The 20,730-nt window shown below is 42.3% G+C and carries 19 protein-coding genes; 7 read left to right on the top strand and 12 right to left on the bottom strand.

Annotated elements, in window-relative coordinates:
• The first annotated feature begins 131 nt into the window (after positions 1 to 131).
• A complete protein-coding gene (gene pobA / locus ADA42_RS10170; protein WP_048765040.1) occupies positions 132 to 1,346 on the top strand; it encodes a 4-hydroxybenzoate 3-monooxygenase in 1,215 nt (404 codons plus the stop codon).
• A gap of 47 nt (positions 1,347 to 1,393) precedes the next feature.
• On the opposite strand, the gene ADA42_RS10165 is transcribed toward pobA, so the two are convergent.
• The 8 genes from ADA42_RS10165 to ADA42_RS10130 form a co-directional block, all read right to left on the bottom strand.
• A complete protein-coding gene (locus ADA42_RS10165; protein ID WP_048765039.1) occupies positions 1,394 to 3,136 on the bottom strand; it encodes a tannase/feruloyl esterase family alpha/beta hydrolase in 1,743 nt (580 codons plus the stop codon).
• A gap of 23 nt (positions 3,137 to 3,159) precedes the next feature.
• The gene (locus ADA42_RS10160) at positions 3,160 to 3,561 is read right to left on the bottom strand and encodes a PaaI family thioesterase (RefSeq protein WP_048765038.1); all 402 of its coding nucleotides are present in this window, start codon (positions 3,559 to 3,561) and stop codon (positions 3,160 to 3,162) included.
• A gap of 20 nt (positions 3,562 to 3,581) precedes the next feature.
• Entirely contained in the window at positions 3,582 to 4,121 is a 540-nt protein-coding gene (locus tag ADA42_RS10155) for a DUF3237 domain-containing protein (RefSeq protein ID WP_048765036.1), read from the bottom strand.
• Between the two features lie 57 nt (positions 4,122 to 4,178).
• Positions 4,179 to 5,429 (bottom strand): OprD family porin, encoded by a 1,251-nt coding sequence (locus ADA42_RS10150; RefSeq protein ID WP_048765034.1) that lies wholly within the window; start codon positions 5,427 to 5,429, stop codon positions 4,179 to 4,181.
• Positions 5,430 to 5,504: 75 nt separating this feature from the next.
• Entirely contained in the window at positions 5,505 to 6,644 is a 1,140-nt protein-coding gene (locus ADA42_RS10145; RefSeq protein ID WP_048765031.1) for an acyl-CoA dehydrogenase family protein, read from the bottom strand.
• Between the two features lie 70 nt (positions 6,645 to 6,714).
• Positions 6,715 to 8,604, bottom strand: coding sequence for a feruloyl-CoA synthase (locus ADA42_RS10140; RefSeq protein ID WP_171249932.1), 1,890 nt, complete (start codon positions 8,602 to 8,604; stop codon positions 6,715 to 6,717).
• A 76-nt stretch (positions 8,605 to 8,680) separates the two neighbouring features.
• Positions 8,681 to 10,132, bottom strand: coding sequence for an aldehyde dehydrogenase (locus ADA42_RS10135; RefSeq protein ID WP_048765027.1), 1,452 nt, complete (start codon positions 10,130 to 10,132; stop codon positions 8,681 to 8,683).
• 36 nt (positions 10,133 to 10,168) lie between these two features.
• A complete protein-coding gene (locus tag ADA42_RS10130) occupies positions 10,169 to 11,002 on the bottom strand; it encodes a p-hydroxycinnamoyl CoA hydratase/lyase (RefSeq protein ID WP_004926700.1) in 834 nt (277 codons plus the stop codon).
• Positions 11,003 to 11,258: 256 nt separating this feature from the next.
• Between ADA42_RS10130 and mhpT the strand changes: the two genes are divergently transcribed.
• Complete coding sequence (gene mhpT, locus ADA42_RS10125; protein ID WP_004947506.1) at positions 11,259 to 12,491, top strand: 3-(3-hydroxy-phenyl)propionate transporter MhpT; 1,233 nt, start codon at positions 11,259 to 11,261, stop codon at positions 12,489 to 12,491.
• A 63-nt stretch (positions 12,492 to 12,554) separates the two neighbouring features.
• Complete coding sequence (locus tag ADA42_RS10120; RefSeq protein WP_004937747.1) at positions 12,555 to 13,040, top strand: MarR family winged helix-turn-helix transcriptional regulator; 486 nt, start codon at positions 12,555 to 12,557, stop codon at positions 13,038 to 13,040.
• On the opposite strand, the gene ADA42_RS10115 is transcribed toward ADA42_RS10120, so the two are convergent.
• Positions 13,041 to 13,658: a TetR/AcrR family transcriptional regulator gene (locus ADA42_RS10115; RefSeq protein WP_004937745.1), complete on the bottom strand. Its 618-nt coding sequence runs from the start codon at positions 13,656 to 13,658 to the stop codon at positions 13,041 to 13,043. It abuts the gene before it with no gap.
• Between the two features lie 381 nt (positions 13,659 to 14,039).
• Here ADA42_RS10115 and ADA42_RS10110 point away from each other — a divergent pair, with 381 nt between their 5' ends.
• From ADA42_RS10110 to ADA42_RS10095, 4 genes are all read left to right on the top strand, one after another.
• Positions 14,040 to 15,002, top strand: a complete 963-nt coding sequence (locus tag ADA42_RS10110) for a metal-dependent hydrolase (protein WP_048765024.1) — start codon at positions 14,040 to 14,042, stop codon at positions 15,000 to 15,002.
• A 41-nt stretch (positions 15,003 to 15,043) separates the two neighbouring features.
• Complete coding sequence (locus ADA42_RS10105; protein WP_004937737.1) at positions 15,044 to 15,877, top strand: SDR family NAD(P)-dependent oxidoreductase; 834 nt, start codon at positions 15,044 to 15,046, stop codon at positions 15,875 to 15,877.
• A gap of 23 nt (positions 15,878 to 15,900) precedes the next feature.
• Positions 15,901 to 17,430 carry a flavin-containing monooxygenase gene (locus ADA42_RS10100; RefSeq protein WP_004937734.1) on the top strand — a complete coding sequence of 510 codons (1,530 nt, stop codon included), beginning with the start codon at positions 15,901 to 15,903 and terminating at the stop codon, positions 17,428 to 17,430.
• Positions 17,431 to 17,544: 114 nt separating this feature from the next.
• Positions 17,545 to 18,054 carry a hypothetical protein gene (locus tag ADA42_RS10095; RefSeq protein WP_004937731.1) on the top strand — a complete coding sequence of 170 codons (510 nt, stop codon included), beginning with the start codon at positions 17,545 to 17,547 and terminating at the stop codon, positions 18,052 to 18,054.
• Between the two features lie 63 nt (positions 18,055 to 18,117).
• Here ADA42_RS10095 and accC read toward each other — a convergent pair whose 3' ends face one another.
• From accC to aroQ, 3 genes are read right to left on the bottom strand one after another with little or no spacing between them, the layout of a single operon-like run.
• On the bottom strand, positions 18,118 to 19,518 hold the full coding sequence (gene accC / locus ADA42_RS10090; protein ID WP_004937728.1) for an acetyl-CoA carboxylase biotin carboxylase subunit: 1,401 nt from the start codon (positions 19,516 to 19,518) through the stop codon (positions 18,118 to 18,120).
• A 16-nt stretch (positions 19,519 to 19,534) separates the two neighbouring features.
• Entirely contained in the window at positions 19,535 to 19,954 is a 420-nt protein-coding gene (accB, locus tag ADA42_RS10085; RefSeq protein ID WP_004937725.1) for an acetyl-CoA carboxylase biotin carboxyl carrier protein, read from the bottom strand.
• Positions 19,955 to 19,981: 27 nt separating this feature from the next.
• Complete coding sequence (aroQ, locus tag ADA42_RS10080; RefSeq protein WP_004937721.1) at positions 19,982 to 20,431, bottom strand: type II 3-dehydroquinate dehydratase; 450 nt, start codon at positions 20,429 to 20,431, stop codon at positions 19,982 to 19,984.
• Between the last annotated feature and the right edge of the window lie 299 nt (positions 20,432 to 20,730).

Below are 20,730 nucleotides of genomic sequence, written 5' to 3'. Positions count from 1 at the left end.
ATTCAAATCCAAAATGATTTTGTCCGATCATCGGACAGTTGTAGTGCTAATCGGATAATTTTGAGCCTTAAGTATAGATGTCTTTTTAATGAGGCGGTACTTTAAAAATAGAAAATAGCAAGGATGATGTTATGCAAACTATGAAAACCAAAGTTGCAATTATTGGTTCTGGCCCAGCGGGATTACTACTCGGTCAGCTGCTTTATAAAGCTGGAATCGAGCACGTTATTGTGGAACAGCGAAGTGCCGATTACGTTGCATCACGCATTCGTGCAGGAATTTTAGAGCAAGTATCGGTCGATTTACTCGAGCAAGCTGGAGTTGACCAGAACCTCAAAGAAAAAGGATTGCCACATTCGGGCATTGAAATTCTGACCAATGGCCAAAAATTCCGTGTCGATTTATCGGCATTGACCCAAGGTAAACAAGTCACGGTATATGGGCAGACCGAAGTTACTAAAGATTTAATGCAAGCACGTGAGCAGGCTGGTCTTTGCTCATTTTATAAATCGAATGATGTTCAAATTCATGATTTTTATAATGCGCCAAAAGTGACCTTTGAATCTAACGGAACTCACTATCAAATCGAATGTGATTTCATTGCAGGATGTGATGGTTATCATGGCGTGTGCCGTGCTAGCGTGCCTCAAGATAAAATTAAAACCTTCGAAAAGGTCTACCCATTTGGTTGGTTAGGTGTACTTGCCGATGTGCCGCCTGTGGCAGACGAATTAATTTATGTTCAATCAGAGCGTGGTTTTGCACTGTGTAGCATGCGTTCAGAAACGCGAAGCCGTTATTACATTCAAGTTCCTTTAACCGATCATGTAGAAAACTGGTCGGATGATCAATTTTGGGAAGAGCTTAAGAATCGCCTCGACCCTGAAAGCCGTGAAAAACTCGTTACAGGCCCTTCAATTGAGAAAAGCATTGCACCCTTGCGGAGCTTTGTCACAGAACCGATGCGATTTGGAAAATTATTCTTAGCTGGTGATGCCGCACATATTGTTCCACCAACGGGTGCCAAAGGATTGAATCTTGCAGCTTCAGATATTGCATATTTGTCCAGTGCGCTCATTGAATTTTACACGCAAGGATCTGAGCAAGGTATAGATCAATACTCAGAAAAATGCTTGCAACGTGTATGGAAAGCAGAGCGTTTTTCATGGTGGATGACCCATTTGTTACATCGCTTTGAAACTGAAAGCGAGTTTGATCATAAAATTAAACAAGCAGAATTGAGCTATATTTTAGGTTCTACGGCAGGTCAGACCACACTCGCTGAAAACTATGTGGGCTTACCCTATGAAATCAAATCCCTTGACCATTTAAAATATGCCAGCTAAAACAAAAAGAGAGCGATTCGTCGCTCTCTTTTTTATCTCGGTTGTGTTTATTTACAAGTGAAGTTTTCGGCTTTTTCACTGTCACCTGTGCCGTTATAACGTGCGATTTTTGGATATGGACACAGTGGTCGAGTTCGATTGGCCGACCAGCTCGATGGTAACTCACTATTGATTTCGCCACTTGCATTACCGACACCGCGTGCAGAAGCGAGAATTTGATCTGGTGCTTGACCATATTCTACCCAGTTCACCAAAGCAGTAAGTGCATCAAACTGGTCGGTCGCAAGCCCACCACGCGAATGATTCATTCCCGGAACGCGATAAAAACGAGCAAAACTTTGTGCATCACCCAAACTGCTGCTCTTGTATTTTGCCATCAGCTTATCGTACCAGTTTTGTGTGTCATCTACCGAAAATACGCCATCTGCTGTGCCTTGCACCGCAATCATTTTACCGCCATGCAAGCGTAATTTATCCAGATTGAGCTCATCTGGCGGGATCATAAATGACATCGCGCTTTCTGAATAGGTCGAATTGGTTGCAGAAAGTTTTGGGTAATCAGTATCAAAATTATAGTTAAAGGCAAATTGTCGTGAATTTTGCACAATTGTTGGATCTGGTGGTACCTGAAATATAATGCCTACCGCTACTGGGTCGCGTGCCGTACCCACTGAAGAAACAAATTTCCAGCTTGCCCAATTGCTGCCAAGTAATCCTGGATCGTAAGGCTGGGTCGCATACAATGCTTCGCCAGATGAATTGACAGGGCCGCGGTAAATATTAGCCACGACATCGATCTGGTCTTTACTCAAACAGCTTCCATCACGTGAACCCGAGCAGACAGGCACATCTTTATGAATATCAAAGGCGGTTCGGCAGGCTTCAACGTCTTGTACCATACCATCTGCTACACCATCGAGTGCATCACAGCGTGTTAAAATCGCATTGGCAAGTACGTTACGTTCTGCATAGGTGAGGGCAGTGCTTAAATCATTTTCATCGGTGGCAACACGACGTAATTGCTGCGCCGTATATAGCTGTGCCGCTGCTGCACGTGGTAGATGAAATCCTGGTGTACTGGCTAAGATGCCATCGTACTGATCGCCTAGGCGTGTTGCAGCCATCATGGCATGTCGACCGCCGTTAGACGTACCTCCTGCATAAGATCGATCTGGCAATTTACCGTAAGCTGTTTTAATCAGATCTTTGGCCATAGGCGTTAACTTTGTAATAGCACCATAACCATAGTTGATGCGAGCTTGCGGATCTAAACCAAAAAGAGGATTTTGTGCAGATGAATGTCCGGCATCGGATGAAATTACCGCGAATCCGTCGTTTAAAGCATTGCTTAACATCCCGCCGCTGCCCACTTGTCCGGTCGCTGTGGCGATGTTGCCATCGGTACCGCCATTTCCTTGATATAGAAAACGTCCGTTCCAGCTCACTGGAAGTCGCATTTCAAAGCCAATCTGATAGGTTTGACCATCGATTGGGCTAATACGTTGCTCCATATAACCTTTGACCAAACAATGCGCCGGAATATTTTTTCCTGCAACAGTCAGAGCGCCTGCATTTTGTAAAGTTGCACTTTCAACTACGGTGGTGTCAAATTTGAAACCGCTTAAATCTGTACAACTGCCTTTGAGCTGAGCACCTACTGCTGGGCTTAATTGTGGAATACTTTGGCTCGACTGTGCCGTATCATGATCGTTATTGTCATTACATGCAGCTACACTGATGCAGACGCCGAGCAATGCAGCATGTTTAAAAAGATGTTGAAGTTTTTTCATTGCAATATCCTTATGCCTGAAATTTATGCATGTGCCAAGACCATGAAATTTGCGGTACTACGCGCCACAAGTTTATGGTTTTGCCACGCTTCACTTTCGATGTTTAAAATGGATTTTCCTTGTTTGATAAATCGACATTTCGTCACTACAATCCCCACCAGACACGGCCTTAAAAAATCTGTGGTCAGATTAATAGTCGTGGCTGCTTGCTGCTGATTGGCATAGTAGGCAAAGAGCCCCATGACATCGTCCAGCATGGCGCAAAGCATTCCACCTTCAATTGTGCCTCGCGGGTTGGTAAAGCTCTCAAGTGCCTGATATCTGACTTCAAGTTCAAGTTGATCTGGGTTCCATTGAATGCTATGGCCACCTAGCAAATGATGAATGGGGGGTAAGTGTGCAGGAACAGATAGATCTGGCAGCATAATGAATCACTCCTCACGACTTATTGAAGCGCATACGCGTCATATACAACAGCTTTTCCCAGACGCATGGCACTTCCCACGCCAATGGTATGGTTCAACCACGCGTATTGAGGCGAACTGGTTTCAAACTGCATGGTGACTTTAAAATAATAAGTTTTGGGGTCGACCTCTTTGCCTTGAGCCAGTTGTTTTAAAACGTCTGGCGGACCATATCGATAACCTTTGGTTTGCAGGTAAATCAGTGCACCATCATCGGTTTGAAGTAAATAGCGCGTATCAATAATGGCATGACCTTGCGCATCAACAATTTGCCAATCTGCACCATTATTCAAAATTTTGCCTTTGAGTATTTTGCCTTCAAAAGTGCCTCCTGTAATGGGGATAATACGTCGCTTGCCTGCATCACTGGTTGAACCAAGTTCCCAGACAGGCGCGTTTAAATCGACACTAAATGTGGCCAATGGTTGAAGATGTAGCGGTGGTGGTGCAAATTGGGGTACTGCATGTGTTTGGTGTGCACAAGCAAGACTAAAGCAGAGCGCTATTATTTTTTTATTCATATTATTGTTCCTGAAAAAACAAGGCGCTAGCATTATGCTAATGCCTTGTTTGAGTCATTATTTAAATTTCCATGTGTAATCGATGTTAATTCGGGTTTCATTCACTGGTTTGATATTGGCTGTGGCCAGCATGTTGTTGTCATAGATCGCATAGCGAGCACGAAGGGAAAGGTTTTTAAGCCAGCCAGTTTGTACGGTGTAGCCAATATCGAAATCTGTTTCGCGCTCTTTTAAATCCGTTCCACCCAAGTTAGGCCCATAAATATTGCGGCCCATGGTGTAGCGTGTCATGAAGCGTAAACCCGGCACATAATCTTTAAAGTCATACTCATAACGAAAGCTGTATGCTTTTTCTTTCGGATTTAAAAATTCGCCCGGCCATGTATCGATGAGCAGTCCTGTTTCACCGCCCGTTAAATATGGAAAAGCGGTTTCACCAAAATGCTGAAAGGTACCAAAAATAAATTTATGATTTTGGCGTTTAAGCTCAAAATGCGCATGATATAAATCGTTGTCGACCAAACCAGCCTTTGCTTGGCCTTCATCGCGGCTACGATAGTAATGTAGATAGCTGCTTAAACGAGTTTGCGGATTTATGTCCCATTTGTATAAAAAGCCAGTTGTCATCTGATCGTATAAATTATTAACATCCAGATAAAATAATCCTAAACGTAAAGCCGGACTTACATTGTAATAGCCACCTGCGTAGTAAAGACCATTTGTTTCAGCACTTTTGAAACGCCCATTCACCGCTGAAATCTTGATATTTTCATAATTGGTCGAGTCGCGCTGATTCACCTTGTCTATAAATGCTCCTTGCAGCTCAAAATTCTTAATATCTTTCGATTCCAGTGAAATACCCCGGTAGGTTTGCGGTAGTAGGCGTGCAGGAGAGGCCACCAGCACGGGATTCATCGGTCTGAGTGTTCCTACTTTTAATTCGGTCTGACTGACTTTTGCTTTACCGGTCAGGCCAATTTCGCCGTAGCTGCTGGCGGGTTCATTGGTGACCGTGTCGCGAGGTAAATTGCCTGTACCCGCATATTTGGCACTGGCATCGAGCTTAAATCCTGCTGTAGCCAGAACATCGAGCCCAAAACCAATGGTTCCTTCGGTATAACCAGAATTTGCTTTAAAAATAAAGCCTTGTGTCCAGTCTTTTGCAGCGGGATATTTAGAAACTTCTTGATAATCGCGATCGAAATAGAAATTTCGTGTGGTGAGTTCGACTGTACTTTTATCAATAAAGTCTGAAGCAAATACAGAACCCGAGAGCATCACAGCAGAGTACATCCATAATTTTGACATTGTATTTCTTCCTGAAACATCTTTGTTGTTTTGACAGGGTTGGTCGTACCAACCATGAGGTTTAAAAAATATTGGTTATTTTCCGAGTACGTCTCGCGCCACGATTTCCTTCATGATTTCGTTGGTGCCACCGTAAATTTTTTGCACACGTGAATCGACAAAAAAACGAGAAATCGGATATTCCTGCATATAGCCGTATCCCCCAAATAATTGCAGCAGTTGATCGATCACGTCGCACTGGGTATCGGTAATAAAGCATTTCAATGCAGCAACATGGCCCACAGTCAGCGCCCCCTGATGGTACATTTGGGCACATTCATGAATAAACGCTTGCGCTGCTTTTGCTTTGATTTGTGCATTGGCAATCACAAAGCGCGTGTTTTGAAGCTGTGCCAGTGTTTGGCCAAATGCCTTACGCTCTTGTACATAATTGGTGGTCAGGTCAATCGCGCCCCAAATCGATCCCATACCCATCATCGCGATACTTAAACGTTCACGGGGGAGCTCTTGCATCAGATATGCAAAGCCTTCGCCTTCTTGACCAAGGCGCTGAGTTACTGGTACATGAACGCCATCAAAAAAGAGTTCGGCAGTGTCTTGTGCATGCAGTCCAATTTTTTTAAGCGAACGTCCTTTTTCAACGCCTTCAAGTTGCGCATCGACCAAAAACAGAGAAATACCTTTTGCGCGTGCCTGTGGGTCTGTTTTGGCAACCAGAACAATTAAATCGGCATGTAGTCCGTTGGAGATAAAGGTTTTTGAACCATCAATGATGTAATGCTCGTTTTTTAAAATCGCTTGAGTGCGAATAGCTTGAAGGTCTGATCCGGCATTGGCTTCGGTCATGGCAATTGCTGTTACCACTTCGCCCGATACCATTTTGGGTAACCAGTATTTCTTTTGCGCCTCACTACCCATATTTTGGATATAAGGAGAGACCAGTTCATTTTGTCCACCAATGGCAACCGCAAGTGAGCCAAATCCTGCGCGTGCAGTTTCTTGCACCAGCATGAGCGAGTAGTGAACTGGTGCGCCATATCCACCGTATTCTTCTGGAACATCGACACACAAGAACCCATTTTCACCGAGTAAGTTCCAGATATGTCGAGGAATCAGGCCATCGTGTTCCCATTGCTCGTAATAGGGCGCAACATGATCGTTTAAAAAACGTTTGTAAGTATCGCGGAACAATTCAAAATCAGTATCTTGCTGCATATTTCACCTTTTTTTTAGCATGATCAAGGCCTAAGCCCATACGAAATGAGCTTGAGAACAAGAAATAAACTTAGGAGTGATTTAAAACGGGTATACGTACAATCAATGGATTATCTGTTTGTTTGTTATACAGTTCTTCGACCAGTGCAGCACGACGTTTTAAGATGTTACTCTGATTTAAATTGCCTTTATCGGTTACTTCACCTGCATCGAGCTGTGGTGCTTCAGTCATTAAATACAACATTGATACCCGATTTGAACTGCCCGTGGCATCTTTGTTGTACTGAATTAAAAACTGTCGAAACCACTGCTGTACTTTAGGGTGTTGCAAGATATCTGTTGCACTATGATTTTTCATATTCAGACCAGCAAAATCTGCACAGGCATCAAGCTTAGGAAAAACCAAGAAGCCAATCGCATTTAGATTTGAACCGGTAATACAAACATCTTGAATTAACAAATTACCTTGAATGAGTGCCTTGTTGCGTAAAGTACCGACATTAACAAAGGTGCCCGTGTTGAGTTTAAAATCTTCTGCAATACGGCCGTCGTACATCAGGCCCTGTGCAGGGTCGTTTGGATCGACCAGACGTACCGCATCGCCGGTACGGAAAAAGCCGTCTTCATCAAAAATTGTGCTTTGCTGATCGGGTTTTAGTCGCCAGTAGCCTTTCATGACATGTAAGCCACGCACGCAAAATTCAAGTTTATCGCCATATGGTACGAGCTTGATTTCGCAGCCCGGAGCAGGGTAGCCAATAAAACCAGCCATTACCCGCGGGCCTGTGGTAAAGGCGCACGATGGTGCCGTTTCGGTCATGCCCAAGCCACTCATGATGCGGATTTTTTCACCGCAATGTGCCTGTGCAATTTTATCGAGTCGGTTCCAGCCTGCTTCAGATAATGCAGCACCAGCAAAAAACAAAATTTTAACGTTGGCAAAGAAGCGATCTCTGAGTTCGGCATCTTTTTCCAGTGCATCGGTGAGTTCTTCCCAGCCTTTGGGTACATTTAGATAAACCGTCGGTGAAATTTCTTTTAAATTTCGAATCGTTTCATCAAATTTTCCCGGAACGGGCTTACCGTCATCGATGTAAATGGTTCCGCCGTTATAAAGCGCAATCCCAACATTGTGGCTTCCACCAAAGGTATGATGCCAAGACAACCAGTCCAGCAATACAGGCGGTGTGTCTTCAAACTCTGGAAAAGTTTGAAGTAGCATTTGTTGATTGATACACAGCATCAAATGTGTGGTCGGAACAGCCTTTGGAAGCTTGGTCGAACCGGATGTAAATAAAAACTTGGCAATCTGATGCTCATCTAGCGTTTCATAATGCTCTTGAACATCGGTCACGGGGGTATCTAATAAAGACTGAAACGATGTACAGACTTGATCGCCTACAATGCCTTTATTGGTCACAATTTCAATATGATCTTGCGTACAGCTTTGAATGGCTTTAGCAAAAGTTTGTCCATCATTTGCATATACCATGCCTGGGGTGAGCACATCAAAGACATGTTTTAATTTGCCAAAATCTTGAGATACCAGTGAGTAGGCTGGCGAAATAGCAGAAAATGGTACACCTGCCAACATCGCGCCCATCGAAAGCGTTAAGTGTTCAAGATCATTTCCCGATAAAATTACCAAAGGTCGTTCTTGGCTTAAGTTGCGCTGATGCAAAGCTTGTGCAATATGCCAAGCACGTTGCAAGGTTTCTGCATAACTGAGCCTGACCCATTCGCCTTGCGTATTGCGTTTAGCGGCAAAGGTATGGTCGGGCTTAACTTTAGCAAAATGAATCAAACGATCGGTCAGTTTTTGCGGATAAGCCTTGAGTTGTTCTTTGGGTTGAATATGTAAAACCGGACCTTTATAAAAATAGTCAATTGCATGTTGTCCAAGTTTTACAAAGCGCTCTCTGTCTTGTGATTGAGTGGCATTCATTTGCATTTCGTTCACTCCATGTTGTACATCGCTGTACTTTTTTGCATCATGCAATTTTTATATCGTTATTTTTTAAAACCATACCCAATGTTTAAATTGGGTAATGGCGTGGCTGTGTTTGTACGGTAATCCAGCGAAGCTCGGTAAATTCAGCAATGGATGCTTTACTGCCAAAGCGACCATAACCACTCGATTTAGTGCCACCGAAGGGCATCTGTGCTTCATCGTGTACGGTTGCGCCATTGATGTGGCAAATCCCGGAGTCAATCTGTTTGGCAACATCCATCGCCAAACCAAAGTTTTGACTAAATACAGCCGAAGATAAACCAAACTCACTGTCATTTGCCAAGCGAACACCGTCTCCAATGCTAGCAAAACGTTGTACCGTACAAACTGGCCCAAATGATTCTTCGCGATACAACAACATTTCGGGTTGAATATCCAGTACGAGTGTCGGTTGCATGAGGGTATCTTGAATCTGGATACCCAATGGAAGGTTGGCACCTTTTTGCTGTGCATCTTCAAGTAAGTGCTGAATTCGCTCTGCTGCGCGTCGGCTTTCAAGTACACCCAACATACTGTCTTGCTGCGTTGGATTACCTGCTTTAAGTGAGGCTGTTTTTTGAATGAGCTTTTCAATAAAGCGATCTGCAATGCCGTCTTGAACCAAAACGCGTTCTGTCGACATACAGATCTGGCCTTGATTGAAAAATGCACCAAATGCAACCGCATTCACAGCTTCATCCAGATCGGCATCATTTAAAATCACCATAGGCGCCTTACCACCAAGTTCTAATAAAACAGGTTTAAGATGCTTTGCTGCTGTTTCGGCAATAATTTTACCCACTTTGGTCGAACCGGTGAAATTAATGCGTTTAACTGCAGGGTGTTCAATCAGACGCTCAACGACTTGTGGTGCATCTTGAGGTGCATGTGTAATGACATTAACCACACCTTCACCCAAACCAGCTTCATTTAAAATTGCACCTATCAAGCGATGGGTTGCCGGGCAAGCTTCCGAGGCTTTGAGTACTACCGTATTGCCACAAGCTAAAGGCATTGCAAGTGCTCGGGTTGGCAAAATAACAGGTGCATTCCAAGGCGCGATCCCGACTACAACACCACATGGCACCCGAATTCCCATTGCCAGATTGCCCGGTACATCAGACGGAATTAAGCTTCCGTCAATTTGAGTGGTCATCGCGGCGGCTTCACGTAGCATATTGGCTGCCAGATGTACATTAAAGCCATACCATGTGGCTGTTGAACCTGTTTCACGCATACCGATTTCGATAAACTTTTCGGTATTTTGATCCATCAGATCTGCCGCTTTGAGCAAGCGTAAACGACGTTCAGTCGGCGAAACTTTCGACCAGATTTGAAATGCACGGCTAGCCGATTCAAGTGCACGATCAACATCCTCAAGTGTTGCAGCAGCCGCAACACTTGCAACATGACCGTCTATTGGGCTAATGCGTTCAAAGGTGGCTTGATTGGCAGCATCGACAGACTGACCATCAATAAGTAACTGTACATGTTGCATCGAGTGTATCCTTACTTGAGCATTGATGTTGCGAACTTAACCTGTACGCTTATAGCTTTGCAAACCTGGCTTGATCGATTTTTCATCTAAGAACTGTTTTAGACCCTCTTGGCGGCCGCCCTCAGTATCTCGATGATTACATTGATCCAGTTTGGCATATAGATAATCTTCATTCTGATCCCATGTCAGCTCACGACAGCGCTTAAAGCCATTTTTAGCTGTACGTAAAACGACAGGGTTTTTCTCGACCAGACACTGTGCCAGTTCTGTCACTTCTGCCTTTAGCTGTGCAAGCGGGACGCTTTTATTAATCAGGCCCATTGCTTCAGCTTCTTTACCAGTAAAAGTTTTACCGGTCATAATGTAATACAGTGATGCACGATGCCCAACCGTATCTGCCATCGCTTTGCTGACAAGGTTGCCCGGTGGAATGCCCCAGTTTATTTCTGACAGTCCGAAAGTGGCTTCATCGGCTGCAATGGCTAAATCACAGGCCACCAGTGGCGAGAAACCACCACCAAAACACCAGCCGTTAACCATGGCAATTGTTGGTTTAGAGTACATACGAAGTAATTGCCACTGCCAGCGACACGAATCACGTCGAATACGTTCTTGGAAAATTTCAGGTTGAGCATCTACTTCACGGAAATATTCTTTTAAATCCATGCCAGCAGTCCAAGAATCACCGGCACCAGTTAACACCAGCACTTTTGCCTCTGAATCTAGCTCGAGAGTTTCAAGCACATCGATCATTTCACGGTTAAGTGTTGGGCTCATTGCATTTTTTTTGTGAGGGCGATTAAGTGTGACCCATGCAATTCCATGTTCTACTTGTACATCAACGGTTTCCCAACGTTTATCGTATGTCATTTGTTTTCTCCTTGAATGACAAATTGTGCTGTCTTGGATTTAATTTAATATCAGTTAAACTTACATTCAAGCGTTTTTTGAAGAATTTTATAATTTTTTTATAATCTTATGATTTTTAATGTTAAAAATATTTTTTAGAAAATTTAATAAAAAAACATATTGATTTTTTTATAAGCTTAACTGATATTTTATGTGTGTTCTTTGAACATTGACAATAAAAACGTAAAGGATGTTTAGTCAAAATAAGGAAGAGACTATGGATACCGTATCGAAGGCGTCGGGAAGGGCGAAACTTACGTTACTGCTGTGCTTTGCTATAGCGATATTTGAAGGCTTTGATCTTCAATCGATGGGTGTAGCAGCACCGCGAATGCGTGCCGAATTTATGTTAGATAATGCCCAAATGGCTTGGGCATTTAGTGCTGCAATTATTGGAACTCTGCCAGGCGCGATTATCGGTGGTCGTTTGGCAGATATTGTAGGCCGTAAAAAGATTTTAATTTTGAGTATTATGCTGTTCGGGATCATGTCATTACTGACAGCTTTTGCAACCAACTATAACTTATTGCTGGTGATTCGTTTTCTTACTGGTTTAGGTATGGGCGGTGCATTACCCATGATGATTACGGTTGCATCAGAAGCTGTGGCTGAAAACCGCAAGGCCACCGCAGTCAGTATTATGTACAGTGGCATTCCATTTGGAGGGCTACTGACCTCTGTTGTGGCTATGCTTATGGCAGGCGATGCAGAGTGGCGGCATATTTTTTATGTGGGTGGTATTGCACCGATATTACTCATTCCACTCTTAATGAAGTTCTTACCTGAATCCAACAGCTATCTGCAGAAAAAAACACACCTGCAAAGTACAACACCATTTTGGGAAGTGCTGTTTGCAAAAGAAAGACGGATGTCGACCATTCAATTATGGATCAGTTTCTTTTGTACGCTGGTGGTGCTCTATTTCTTACTGAACTGGTTACCACTGCTTATGGGTTCACAAGGATTGTCTAAACTTGAAGCCAACTATGTACAGATGGGATACAACGTAGGCGGAATTTTTGGTTCTATTTTGATGGGTATGCTGCTCGACAAGATGCGTATGAGCAGTGTGATTAAGTTTATCTATGCGGGTATTCTGGTCGCTTTGTGTTGTCTGTCGATTTCACCAACAGTTGCATTGCTGGCACTTTCTGCAGTGGGTTGTGGCTTGTTTATTGTGGGTGGACAATCTGCTTTATATGGTCTGGCAGCAATGTATTATCCAACCGAAATGCGTGGCACGGGTGTGGGCGCAGCAGTTGCAATTGGACGAATCGGTTCTTTTGCCGGGCCGTTGGTTGCAGGTTTCCTACTTTCGTTAGGTCAGAGCTCGACCATCGTCATTGGTTCAAGTATTCCGATTATCCTGATTGCTGCAATATCTGCACTAATGCTTGTCAGAAAGCCCAAACACCCTGTACATTTGGCGCATGGCTCAAGCGCTCAGTAACATTCTTTTAAAAGTATGGGGCTGATTGGCCTCATACTTTTTAATTTTTTATGAAGATAAATTATGCTACGTTCAAGTTCAGTTGATAGAAAAAGAGAAGAAGAGCCACGCTTAAGTTATATGATTGCTCGGGTTGACCGCATCATTAGCAAATATTTGACTGAACACCTAAGTGCGCTTGAGATTAGCTTGCCGCAATTTACTGCGCTTTCGGTGCTGGCGGCCAAACCGAATTTATCTAATGCCAAGCTTGCCGAACGTTCATTTATAAAACCGCAATCGGCCAATAAAATTTTGCAAGATCTACTCGCAAATGGCTGGATTGAAAAAGCACCAGATCCAACTCATGGTCGACGTATTCTAGTCACGGTGACACCGAGTGGACTAGACAAACTAAATCAATGCAACCAAGTGGTTCAGCAGCTCGAAGCGCAAATGTTGCAAGGGGTCGATATTAATCTGGCTTTTCTGATTCGTAATAATCTTGAATTAATGGTGAAGAATTTAAGTACTTTTTCTAGTTTGGACCAATCAAAAGAGGAGCTTTAATTATTGTTCAGCTTTCTTAAGCTCGGCATTAATATAGCTCATAATCATGGTTTTCAGTCCATCTACCAACTCGTCAAAACTGATGTAAGGATTGGGCAAAATCAAATGCCGTGCAATATTAAAAATGCCGCTGTTAATACTGACATAGGCTGTAACTGCAAGATTATTCACCTTTAAGTACTTTGGATTATGCATCATGTATTTCATGACAATATTCATCAGTTCCCGCTCAATCTGATTAATATACTTGTCATAACGCAGCTCATTGGCATGTCGTAAACAAATCAGATAGCGTTCATTGTTTCGGGTGAGCAAATCTCGAAAATTATAAAAAATAAGTTCAATGACAGATTCTAGCTCCATATCCATAATGACAGGCGTAAGATCTTTGATCATTTTTAAAATTTCTTGTACAAATGATGCCGCCATCGCATCGTAAATTTCTTCTTTATTTTTAAAGTATTCATATAAAGATCCAACACTGACACCTGCAATATCTGCAATATGCCGAGTTGTAGTTCCACTCATACCATGCAATGCTACAGATATAAATCCAGCTTCAATAATGGTATCTACCGTGACTTTTGCTCGTGTTTGACGTGGTTTTCGAGTGCTCAATGGATATTCCTTAAATCCGAACAATAATTCAAATTATCATGTTAGGCCAAATACAACAATTTAAAAAACATAAATCCGAACAGCAAAAAACACAACAAACTTCAGCCAGTAAGCACATCAAAAATCGAAGATTGTCAGTTGCGCAAAGCATCAAATTTAATGGTACTTTTAGTCAATATATTAAATAAATTTATTAAAAATTAATAATTTAAAATAGATGAAGGTTTGAGTATGAATAAATAGCCTAAGCTACATTAAAGTTTATCAGATGATCTAGACCCGAATTGAATCCGAACAACACATCGGATTAGCATGAAGATATGTAAAAAGTCTGAACAATCTTTCAGCTTAATCCATTGAATGCTTTAAGAAGGTGTCGCCATGATCTCGACCGCAGTAAAAAAATCAGTCCAAGCTTTCAAGCCCATGCCTAAATTTGAGTTACCAGATTATACCCAAAAACCTGCAATTCCAATTCGTCATATTGCAGTTGGATTTGATGGAAAAGAGATTGATTTTGCGTTTTACATGAACAATCAATTTGCCAGTACTTTTTTCGCAACGCTCTCTGTGTTTTTGACGTATGGTGAAGATCTGGTCATTGAAACCGCACGGTATCATCGTGATTTCGTGAAAGATCCGCTATTGAAACAGCGTGTGACATCACTGATTGGACAAGAGGCGATTCACTCTAAACTTCATAATGAATTTAATGACGCGATTGCACATGAAGCCGTTAATTTTCCGGTAAAACTATATCGCTTTTTGGGAGAGAAGTTTTTTGACAATATTTTCTTAAAATTTCCACAACCACTTAAGCTCTCCATGATGGCCGGAATCGAGCATTTTACCGCCGTGCTTGCAGAATACATGATGAAGCACGAGAAAAATTTCTACTATTCAAATGATGCCAAAACACGTGCGATGTGGATGTGGCATATGCTTGAAGAGTCGGAGCATAAAGATATTGCGTATGATGTCTATCAATTACTCAATGGAAACTATGCATTACGTGCAGCAGGCTTCTTTATAGCCTTTGGAACTATTTTGGGATTGATTCCGTTTTCAACATTGTTTGTGCCAGTTTTACGCCAACCAAAAGACCTTGTGACACGCAAATTCTGGAAAGATGCCAAACGCGGTGTAACACTGATCTTTAGTCCAAATGATGGTGTTTTTGGTAGCACTATGGGGCAAATCTTTGACTATTTACGTCGCGATTTTCATCCAAATGATCACGATACCAGTGAATACCTTGAGTATTACAAAGAAAAACTACTCAAAGAAGGTGGTGCCATTGCGCCGTATCTTGTGAAAGTTTTTACACCGGCGCTTCGTAGTTAAATCGATGCAATTGCAATGCTCAGAAAAAAGGACACATCACGATGATGCTATTTGGACGGAAAAATAAAAAACCAAGTTTTAACGCCTATGCAGTGGTTACAGGTGCGGGAAGTGGTATCGGGCGCAGTTTTGCTTTGGAGCTTGCGAAACGCAAAGCTACAGTTGTCTGTGCAGATATTAATCTGACTGGTGCTGAAGAAACGGTACGCTTAATCGAGCAATTAGGTGCAAAAGCGTTTGCGATTCAATGTGATGTGAGTCAAGCAGAACAGGTCAAGTCTCTGGCGGAACAGGCCGAGCATCTCATGCAGCATCCGGTAACGTTGGTGATCAACAATGCTGGGGTTGGCTTGGGTGGAAAGTTTGATGAAATCAGTTTAGACGACTGGCAATGGGTGACCAATATCAATTTATGGGGTGTCATTCATGGTTGTCATTACTTTGTGCCTAAGTTTAAGCAACTTGGTTATGGTGCCATCATTAATGTTGCATCTGCGGCATCGTACACTGCGGCACCTGAAATGACAGCCTATAACGTCACCAAAGCCGGTGTTCGTGCGTTGTCTGAAACTTTGTACGCAGAGCTTGGTAAGTTCAACGTAAAGGTGAATGTATTGTGCCCAACTTTAGTACCCACCAACATCATCAAAAACGGCCGTATACCGGGGCGCTATTCAAAACTTGCAGATCATGCCCTGATGAATTTTGCCTTGACCACCAGTGATGCAGTAGCACGTTTAACACTCAATCGTCTGGATGCGGGTGAGCTTTATACCATTCCACAACTTGATGCCAAACTTTTCTGGCTGATGAAACGGACGTCACCTGTGCTTTACACCAAATTTTTAGGTCTATCGTACAGTTTATTTAAGTAAGTTTGATTTGAAGGTAAACCACCATGACAGCAAAATTAAAAGAAGTGACAACTGCTGAAAATGCATCAAAAATGCCGCAACATATTTATGATACTTTTATTGTAGGCGCAGGTATTTCAGGCCTTGCTGCTGCAAAACGTTTAGATGATGTAGGCTATGAGAATTATAAAATTATAGAGAAAGCCACTCGTGTTGGCGGGACATGGCGAGAAAATACTTATCCTGGCTGTGGTTGTGACGTGCCATCTGCCTTGTATTCGTACTCTTTTGCGCCCAGTAGTAAATGGAGCCATTTATTTGCACGCCAGCCTGAAATTTTGAGTTACTTGGAAGAAGTAAGCCAAACCTTTCATATTGATCAAAAAATTGAATTTGGAACTGAGCTCATTAAAGCCAGCTGGAACACCGAACAAAATCTTTGGGTACTGGAAACTTCAAAAGGAACCTATTTGTCACGTACAGTTATTTTTGCAACAGGCCCGATTACCGAAGCACAAATTCCCAAGTTAGACGGTTTAGATACATTTAAAGGTGAAATGTTTCATTCTGCAAAGTGGAATCATGATTATGACTTAACTGGAAAACGGATTGCGGTCATTGGTACCGGTGCTTCGGCCATTCAGTTTGTGCCGCAAATTCAGCCCTTAGCCAAAGAACTGTATGTATTTCAGCGTACTGCACCATGGGTTATTCCAAAACCTGATATGGAATTGGGTAATGTAAGTAAATCGCTGATTGAGCGCTTTCCTATTATTCAGGCCACGTGGCGTCAGGCCGTGGCGCAGTCACTTAACGCAATCAATTTCGGTTTACGTAATCCTGCTGTATTGAAGCCAGTGGGCGAAATATTTAAGCAAGTACTTAAAACACAAATTAAGGATACTGAACTACGTAAAAAAGTTACACCAGACTTTACCATTGGTTGTAAGCGTCTATTGTTTGCAAACAACTATTATCCAGCATTGCAGGCAGAAAATACCCAGTTGATTCCTCATGGCTTGGTCAAAGTTGAGGGCAATACCGTGATTGCAGCCAACGGTGAAAAACATGAAGTCGATGTCATTATTTGGGGTACGGGTTTTGAAGTTTCACATCCTCCGATTGGACGACGTGTTTATAACGAAAAAGGTCAGTGTTTACACGATTTGTGGAAAAGCACATCACCGGAAGCATATTTAGGCACTAATATTGAAAATGTACCCAATGCATTTTTGGTTCTTGGTCCGAATGTACTGGTCTATGATTCTTTTATTGGCTTGGCAGAGGCGCAACTTAATTACATTGTAGATGGTTTGCAAAAAATCAAAAAACATAAAATTAGTAAACTGACCGTCAAACCGCAAGTTCTTAAATATCACAATGAGCAGGTTCAACAACACCTTCAAACCACGGTTTTTAATGCTGGTGGCTGTAAAAGTTACTATTTAGATGCCAATGGCCGTAATTTTGCTGCATGGCCGTGGTCGTTGAAAACATTAAAACAGCGTTTAGCGCATTTGAACTTACGCGATTATGAGGTGAGCTACGAGACTGTTGGCACACATATTCGCTAGGTAATATCTTTTATCGGCATCAATCCGGCATATAGTCGGGTTGATGCCGATTTAAATTGTTCATATATGGTTATGATTAGATGAAAGCAATTAAAAATATGCTAATTTAAGTGTATGCATTTAGTCGTTAATAAATCTATGAAAAATATCTATATTGTTGGTTTATTGTGCTTCTGTTCCACATGGGCCATGGCTGAGGCGCCTTTAAAAGCACCTGAGGCTTCTGAACAACCGCAAACTATGGATTTAAATCCGAGTACCATTAAAATTGTGACTCGTCCTGAAATTATGGGCTTGTGGGGAATGGAAATTCCTAATAATAAAAAATGTACTGAATATTATAACTTTCGAAATGCCAACGAAGTGATTGTAAAAAGTGGCCAAGAGTGGTCTTACGGTATTTATGATTATCAACCATCACCAGATAAAAATGAGCAGTTGGCTGGTTTGATTATGCAAATCAAATACGACAACAACGAAACTGATTGTTCTGGTCAAAAAGTCGATCAGTCAGGTGAGGTGTCGCAGTATTTTGTACACTGGAAAAATGCAGACACCATTAACTTCTGTGCCAATGAAAAAGGTCAGCAATGTTTTGCAACACTGCGCAGAGTTTTACCTTAAGCAAGAGCACAAATAAAAAAACCTCTCATGAATCCATGAGAGGTTTTTTTTATGAAATGACGATTACGCCTTTTCAGTTGTAGCATTTTCTTGTGTTGCAGCTGCAGCAGGCTTTTCAGCTTCAAGCTGTTTTAACAAGTGCTTTTCAAGATAATGAATATCCATGGCTTGTTTTAAAAACTCTGGATCTTGTAAGATCAAGTCTTTATGCAATGGAATATTGGTTTTTACACCTGTCAGAATCATCTCGTCTAATGCTTGACGCATACGAGCCATAGATGTTTCGCGATCTTTACCATGTGCAATGAGTTTTGCAATCATTGAGTCATAGTAAGGCGGAATGCTGTAGCCCGAATAAATATGCGAATCTAGACGGATGCCTGCACCACCTGGTGCGTAGAAGCTATCGATCTTGCCTGGAGAAGGTAAGAAAGTGGTTGGATCTTCTGCGTTGATACGACATTCGATGGCATGGCCATGAACTTCAATTTCTTCTTGTTGCAGTTCTAAACCTAAACCAGCAGCAATACGTAATTGTTGTTCAATAATATCGATACCTGTCACCATTTCAGTTACAGGATGCTCAACCTGAACACGTGTGTTCATTTCGATAAAGAAGAATTCGCCGTCTTCAAACAAGAATTCAAACGTACCAGCACCGCGGTATTGCATGAGTTTACATGCATTCACACAAGCTTCTAAAATATCGGCACGTGCTTGCTCAGGTAAACCAGGAGCAGGTGCTTCTTCTAGCACTTTTTGGTGACGGCGCTGAAGCGAGCAGTCACGATCGTACAGGTGAACTGCATGGCCATTACCATCGCCCAAAACCTGAACTTCCACATGACGTGGCTTCTGCAAGAAACGCTCCATATAGACCGTATCGTCGCCAAACCACATTTCTGCGTCACGCTGAGCAGCCTGAACAGATTCAAGCAACGTATCTACACGCTCAACAATACGCATACCACGACCACCACCACCAGAAGCAGCTTTTACAATCAGCGGAAAACCGATTTCTTTTGCTTCTGCCAAGGCATTGTGAATAGTGACGGCATGATCACATCCTGGTACGGTTGGTACGCCTGCTTTTTTCATGGCAATAATCGCCGAAACTTTATTACCCATCAGGCGAATATGTTCAGGACGTGGACCAATGAAAATAAAACCAGAAGATTCTACAATTTCTGCAAACTCTGCATTTTCAGAAAGAAAACCGTAGCCAGGGTGGATGGCATCTGCACCTGTAATTTCTGCTGCAGTAATAATTGCTGGGATGTTTAAATAGCTATCACTACTCGCACCCGGTCCAATACATACCGCTTCATCAACAAAACGTAAGTGCATCAAGTCTTTGTCGGCATCTGAATAGATACCCACAGTCTTAATGCCTAATGATTTGCAAGCCCGGGTAATTCGTAACGCGATTTCACCACGGTTTGCAATTAATACTTTTTGCAACATAGCTATCCCCGTGAGATTATGCGCGGAAGCGGAATAATGGTTGACCAAACTGGATTACATCACCATTTTTTACCAAAATTTCTTCAACCACGCCACTTTGAGTTGCTTCGATCGGGTTCATGATTTTCATTGCTTCGATGATACCCAAAGTTTCACCAGCAGAAACCGTTTGACCAACTTTTACAAATGGAGCTTCACCTGGGCTTGGAGCAGCATAAAATACGCCGACCATTGGAGAAGTCTCTACCGCACCACGAGGGGTTTTAGGCGCTGGAGCCGCTGGCGCTGCCGCCGGCGCAGCTGCAATTGCACCTGCTGCAATTACTGGTGTTGGACGAGTAAGAGCGATAGATTGATCACCTTCTTTAACCTCAATCGCTTGTAAGTCAGATTCAATCATCAAATCGATGAGTTTCTTAATTTTGCGAATATCCATAGGTGAATGTTCCTAAATCGTGTTGGATTAAATAGATGGTTGAATTTTTTGGATGGCGAAATCGAGAGCAAAGGCATAACCTTTGGCTCCCAAACCGCAAATTACGCCAACCGCTTTATCGGACAAATAGGAATGATGTCTGAAAGCTTCTCGAGCATGAACGTTCGATAAATGAACTTCAAGAAAGGGGATATCTACACCTAACAGTGCATCCCGCAGCGCAACCGATGTATGTGTGAGTGCTGCTGGGTTAATAATAATCAGTGAAATTCCGTCAAGTCTGGCTTGATGAATACGATCAATAATCGCACCTTCCCAGTTACTTTGAAAAGTTTCTAATCCGATACCTTGAGATTCTGCTTGGGTTTTGAGTTGCTGATTGATATCATCAAGTGTCAGATGACCGTACACCTCTGGCTCTCTTGTTCCTAAGAGGTTCAAATTCGGTCCATGAATTACCAAAATGGTTGAACTCATTCAACTTGCTCCAATTTATCAATATGCAAACCATACTTGCAAAATCTATGCAAAATTTGCTCTTTCAGGCATATATTTCTGCTTTTGATTATCAATCTTGTTAGTAATTGAGCAAAGACTATATGCCAAATTTCATAGCATATATTGTAAACTTTGCGAGAAATGCGCAATGTTAAAAAATGACAAAATTCGAGTCTGTTTGTTTGTCACACAATTTAAACAGAATTGACTAAAACATCACGCTGAATGGACAGTAATTAAGATGTAGCGAATCGATATATAATATCCAAAATGAGAAA

It is taken from the genome of Acinetobacter sp. 243_ASPC, assembly GCF_001054715.1.
Taxonomy (GTDB): Bacteria; Pseudomonadota; Gammaproteobacteria; order Pseudomonadales; family Moraxellaceae; genus Acinetobacter; species Acinetobacter soli.
Note: the sequence above shows the minus strand (reverse complement) of the source record. Positions and strands in the feature narration are given on the sequence as shown.

Bases quoted from the DNA above. Each gene is read 5' to 3' on its own strand.
- accB (WP_004937725.1), bottom strand. From the start codon at position 19,954: ATGGATATTCGCAAAATTAAGAAACTCATCGATTTGATGATTGAATCT.
- ADA42_RS10105 (WP_004937737.1), top strand. From the start codon at position 15,044: ATGATGCTATTTGGACGGAAAAATAAAAAACCAAGTTTTAACGCCTAT.
- ADA42_RS10120 (WP_004937747.1), top strand. From the start codon at position 12,555: ATGCTACGTTCAAGTTCAGTTGATAGAAAAAGAGAAGAAGAGCCACGC.
- ADA42_RS10100 (WP_004937734.1), top strand. From the start codon at position 15,901: ATGACAGCAAAATTAAAAGAAGTGACAACTGCTGAAAATGCATCAAAA.
- ADA42_RS10135 (WP_048765027.1), bottom strand. From the start codon at position 10,132: ATGCAACATGTACAGTTACTTATTGATGGTCAGTCTGTCGATGCTGCC.
- pobA (WP_048765040.1), top strand. From the start codon at position 132: ATGCAAACTATGAAAACCAAAGTTGCAATTATTGGTTCTGGCCCAGCG.
- ADA42_RS10145 (WP_048765031.1), bottom strand. From the start codon at position 6,644: ATGCAGCAAGATACTGATTTTGAATTGTTCCGCGATACTTACAAACGT.
- ADA42_RS10160 (WP_048765038.1), bottom strand. From the start codon at position 3,561: ATGCTGCCAGATCTATCTGTTCCTGCACACTTACCCCCCATTCATCAT.
- mhpT (WP_004947506.1), top strand. From the start codon at position 11,259: ATGGATACCGTATCGAAGGCGTCGGGAAGGGCGAAACTTACGTTACTG.
- ADA42_RS10095 (WP_004937731.1), top strand. From the start codon at position 17,545: ATGCATTTAGTCGTTAATAAATCTATGAAAAATATCTATATTGTTGGT.
- ADA42_RS10130 (WP_004926700.1), bottom strand. From the start codon at position 11,002: ATGACATACGATAAACGTTGGGAAACCGTTGATGTACAAGTAGAACAT.
- ADA42_RS10165 (WP_048765039.1), bottom strand. From the start codon at position 3,136: ATGAAAAAACTTCAACATCTTTTTAAACATGCTGCATTGCTCGGCGTC.
- accC (WP_004937728.1), bottom strand. From the start codon at position 19,518: ATGTTGCAAAAAGTATTAATTGCAAACCGTGGTGAAATCGCGTTACGA.
- ADA42_RS10150 (WP_048765034.1), bottom strand. From the start codon at position 5,429: ATGTCAAAATTATGGATGTACTCTGCTGTGATGCTCTCGGGTTCTGTA.
- ADA42_RS10110 (WP_048765024.1), top strand. From the start codon at position 14,040: ATGATCTCGACCGCAGTAAAAAAATCAGTCCAAGCTTTCAAGCCCATG.
- ADA42_RS10155 (WP_048765036.1), bottom strand. From the start codon at position 4,121: ATGAATAAAAAAATAATAGCGCTCTGCTTTAGTCTTGCTTGTGCACAC.
- aroQ (WP_004937721.1), bottom strand. From the start codon at position 20,431: ATGAGTTCAACCATTTTGGTAATTCATGGACCGAATTTGAACCTCTTA.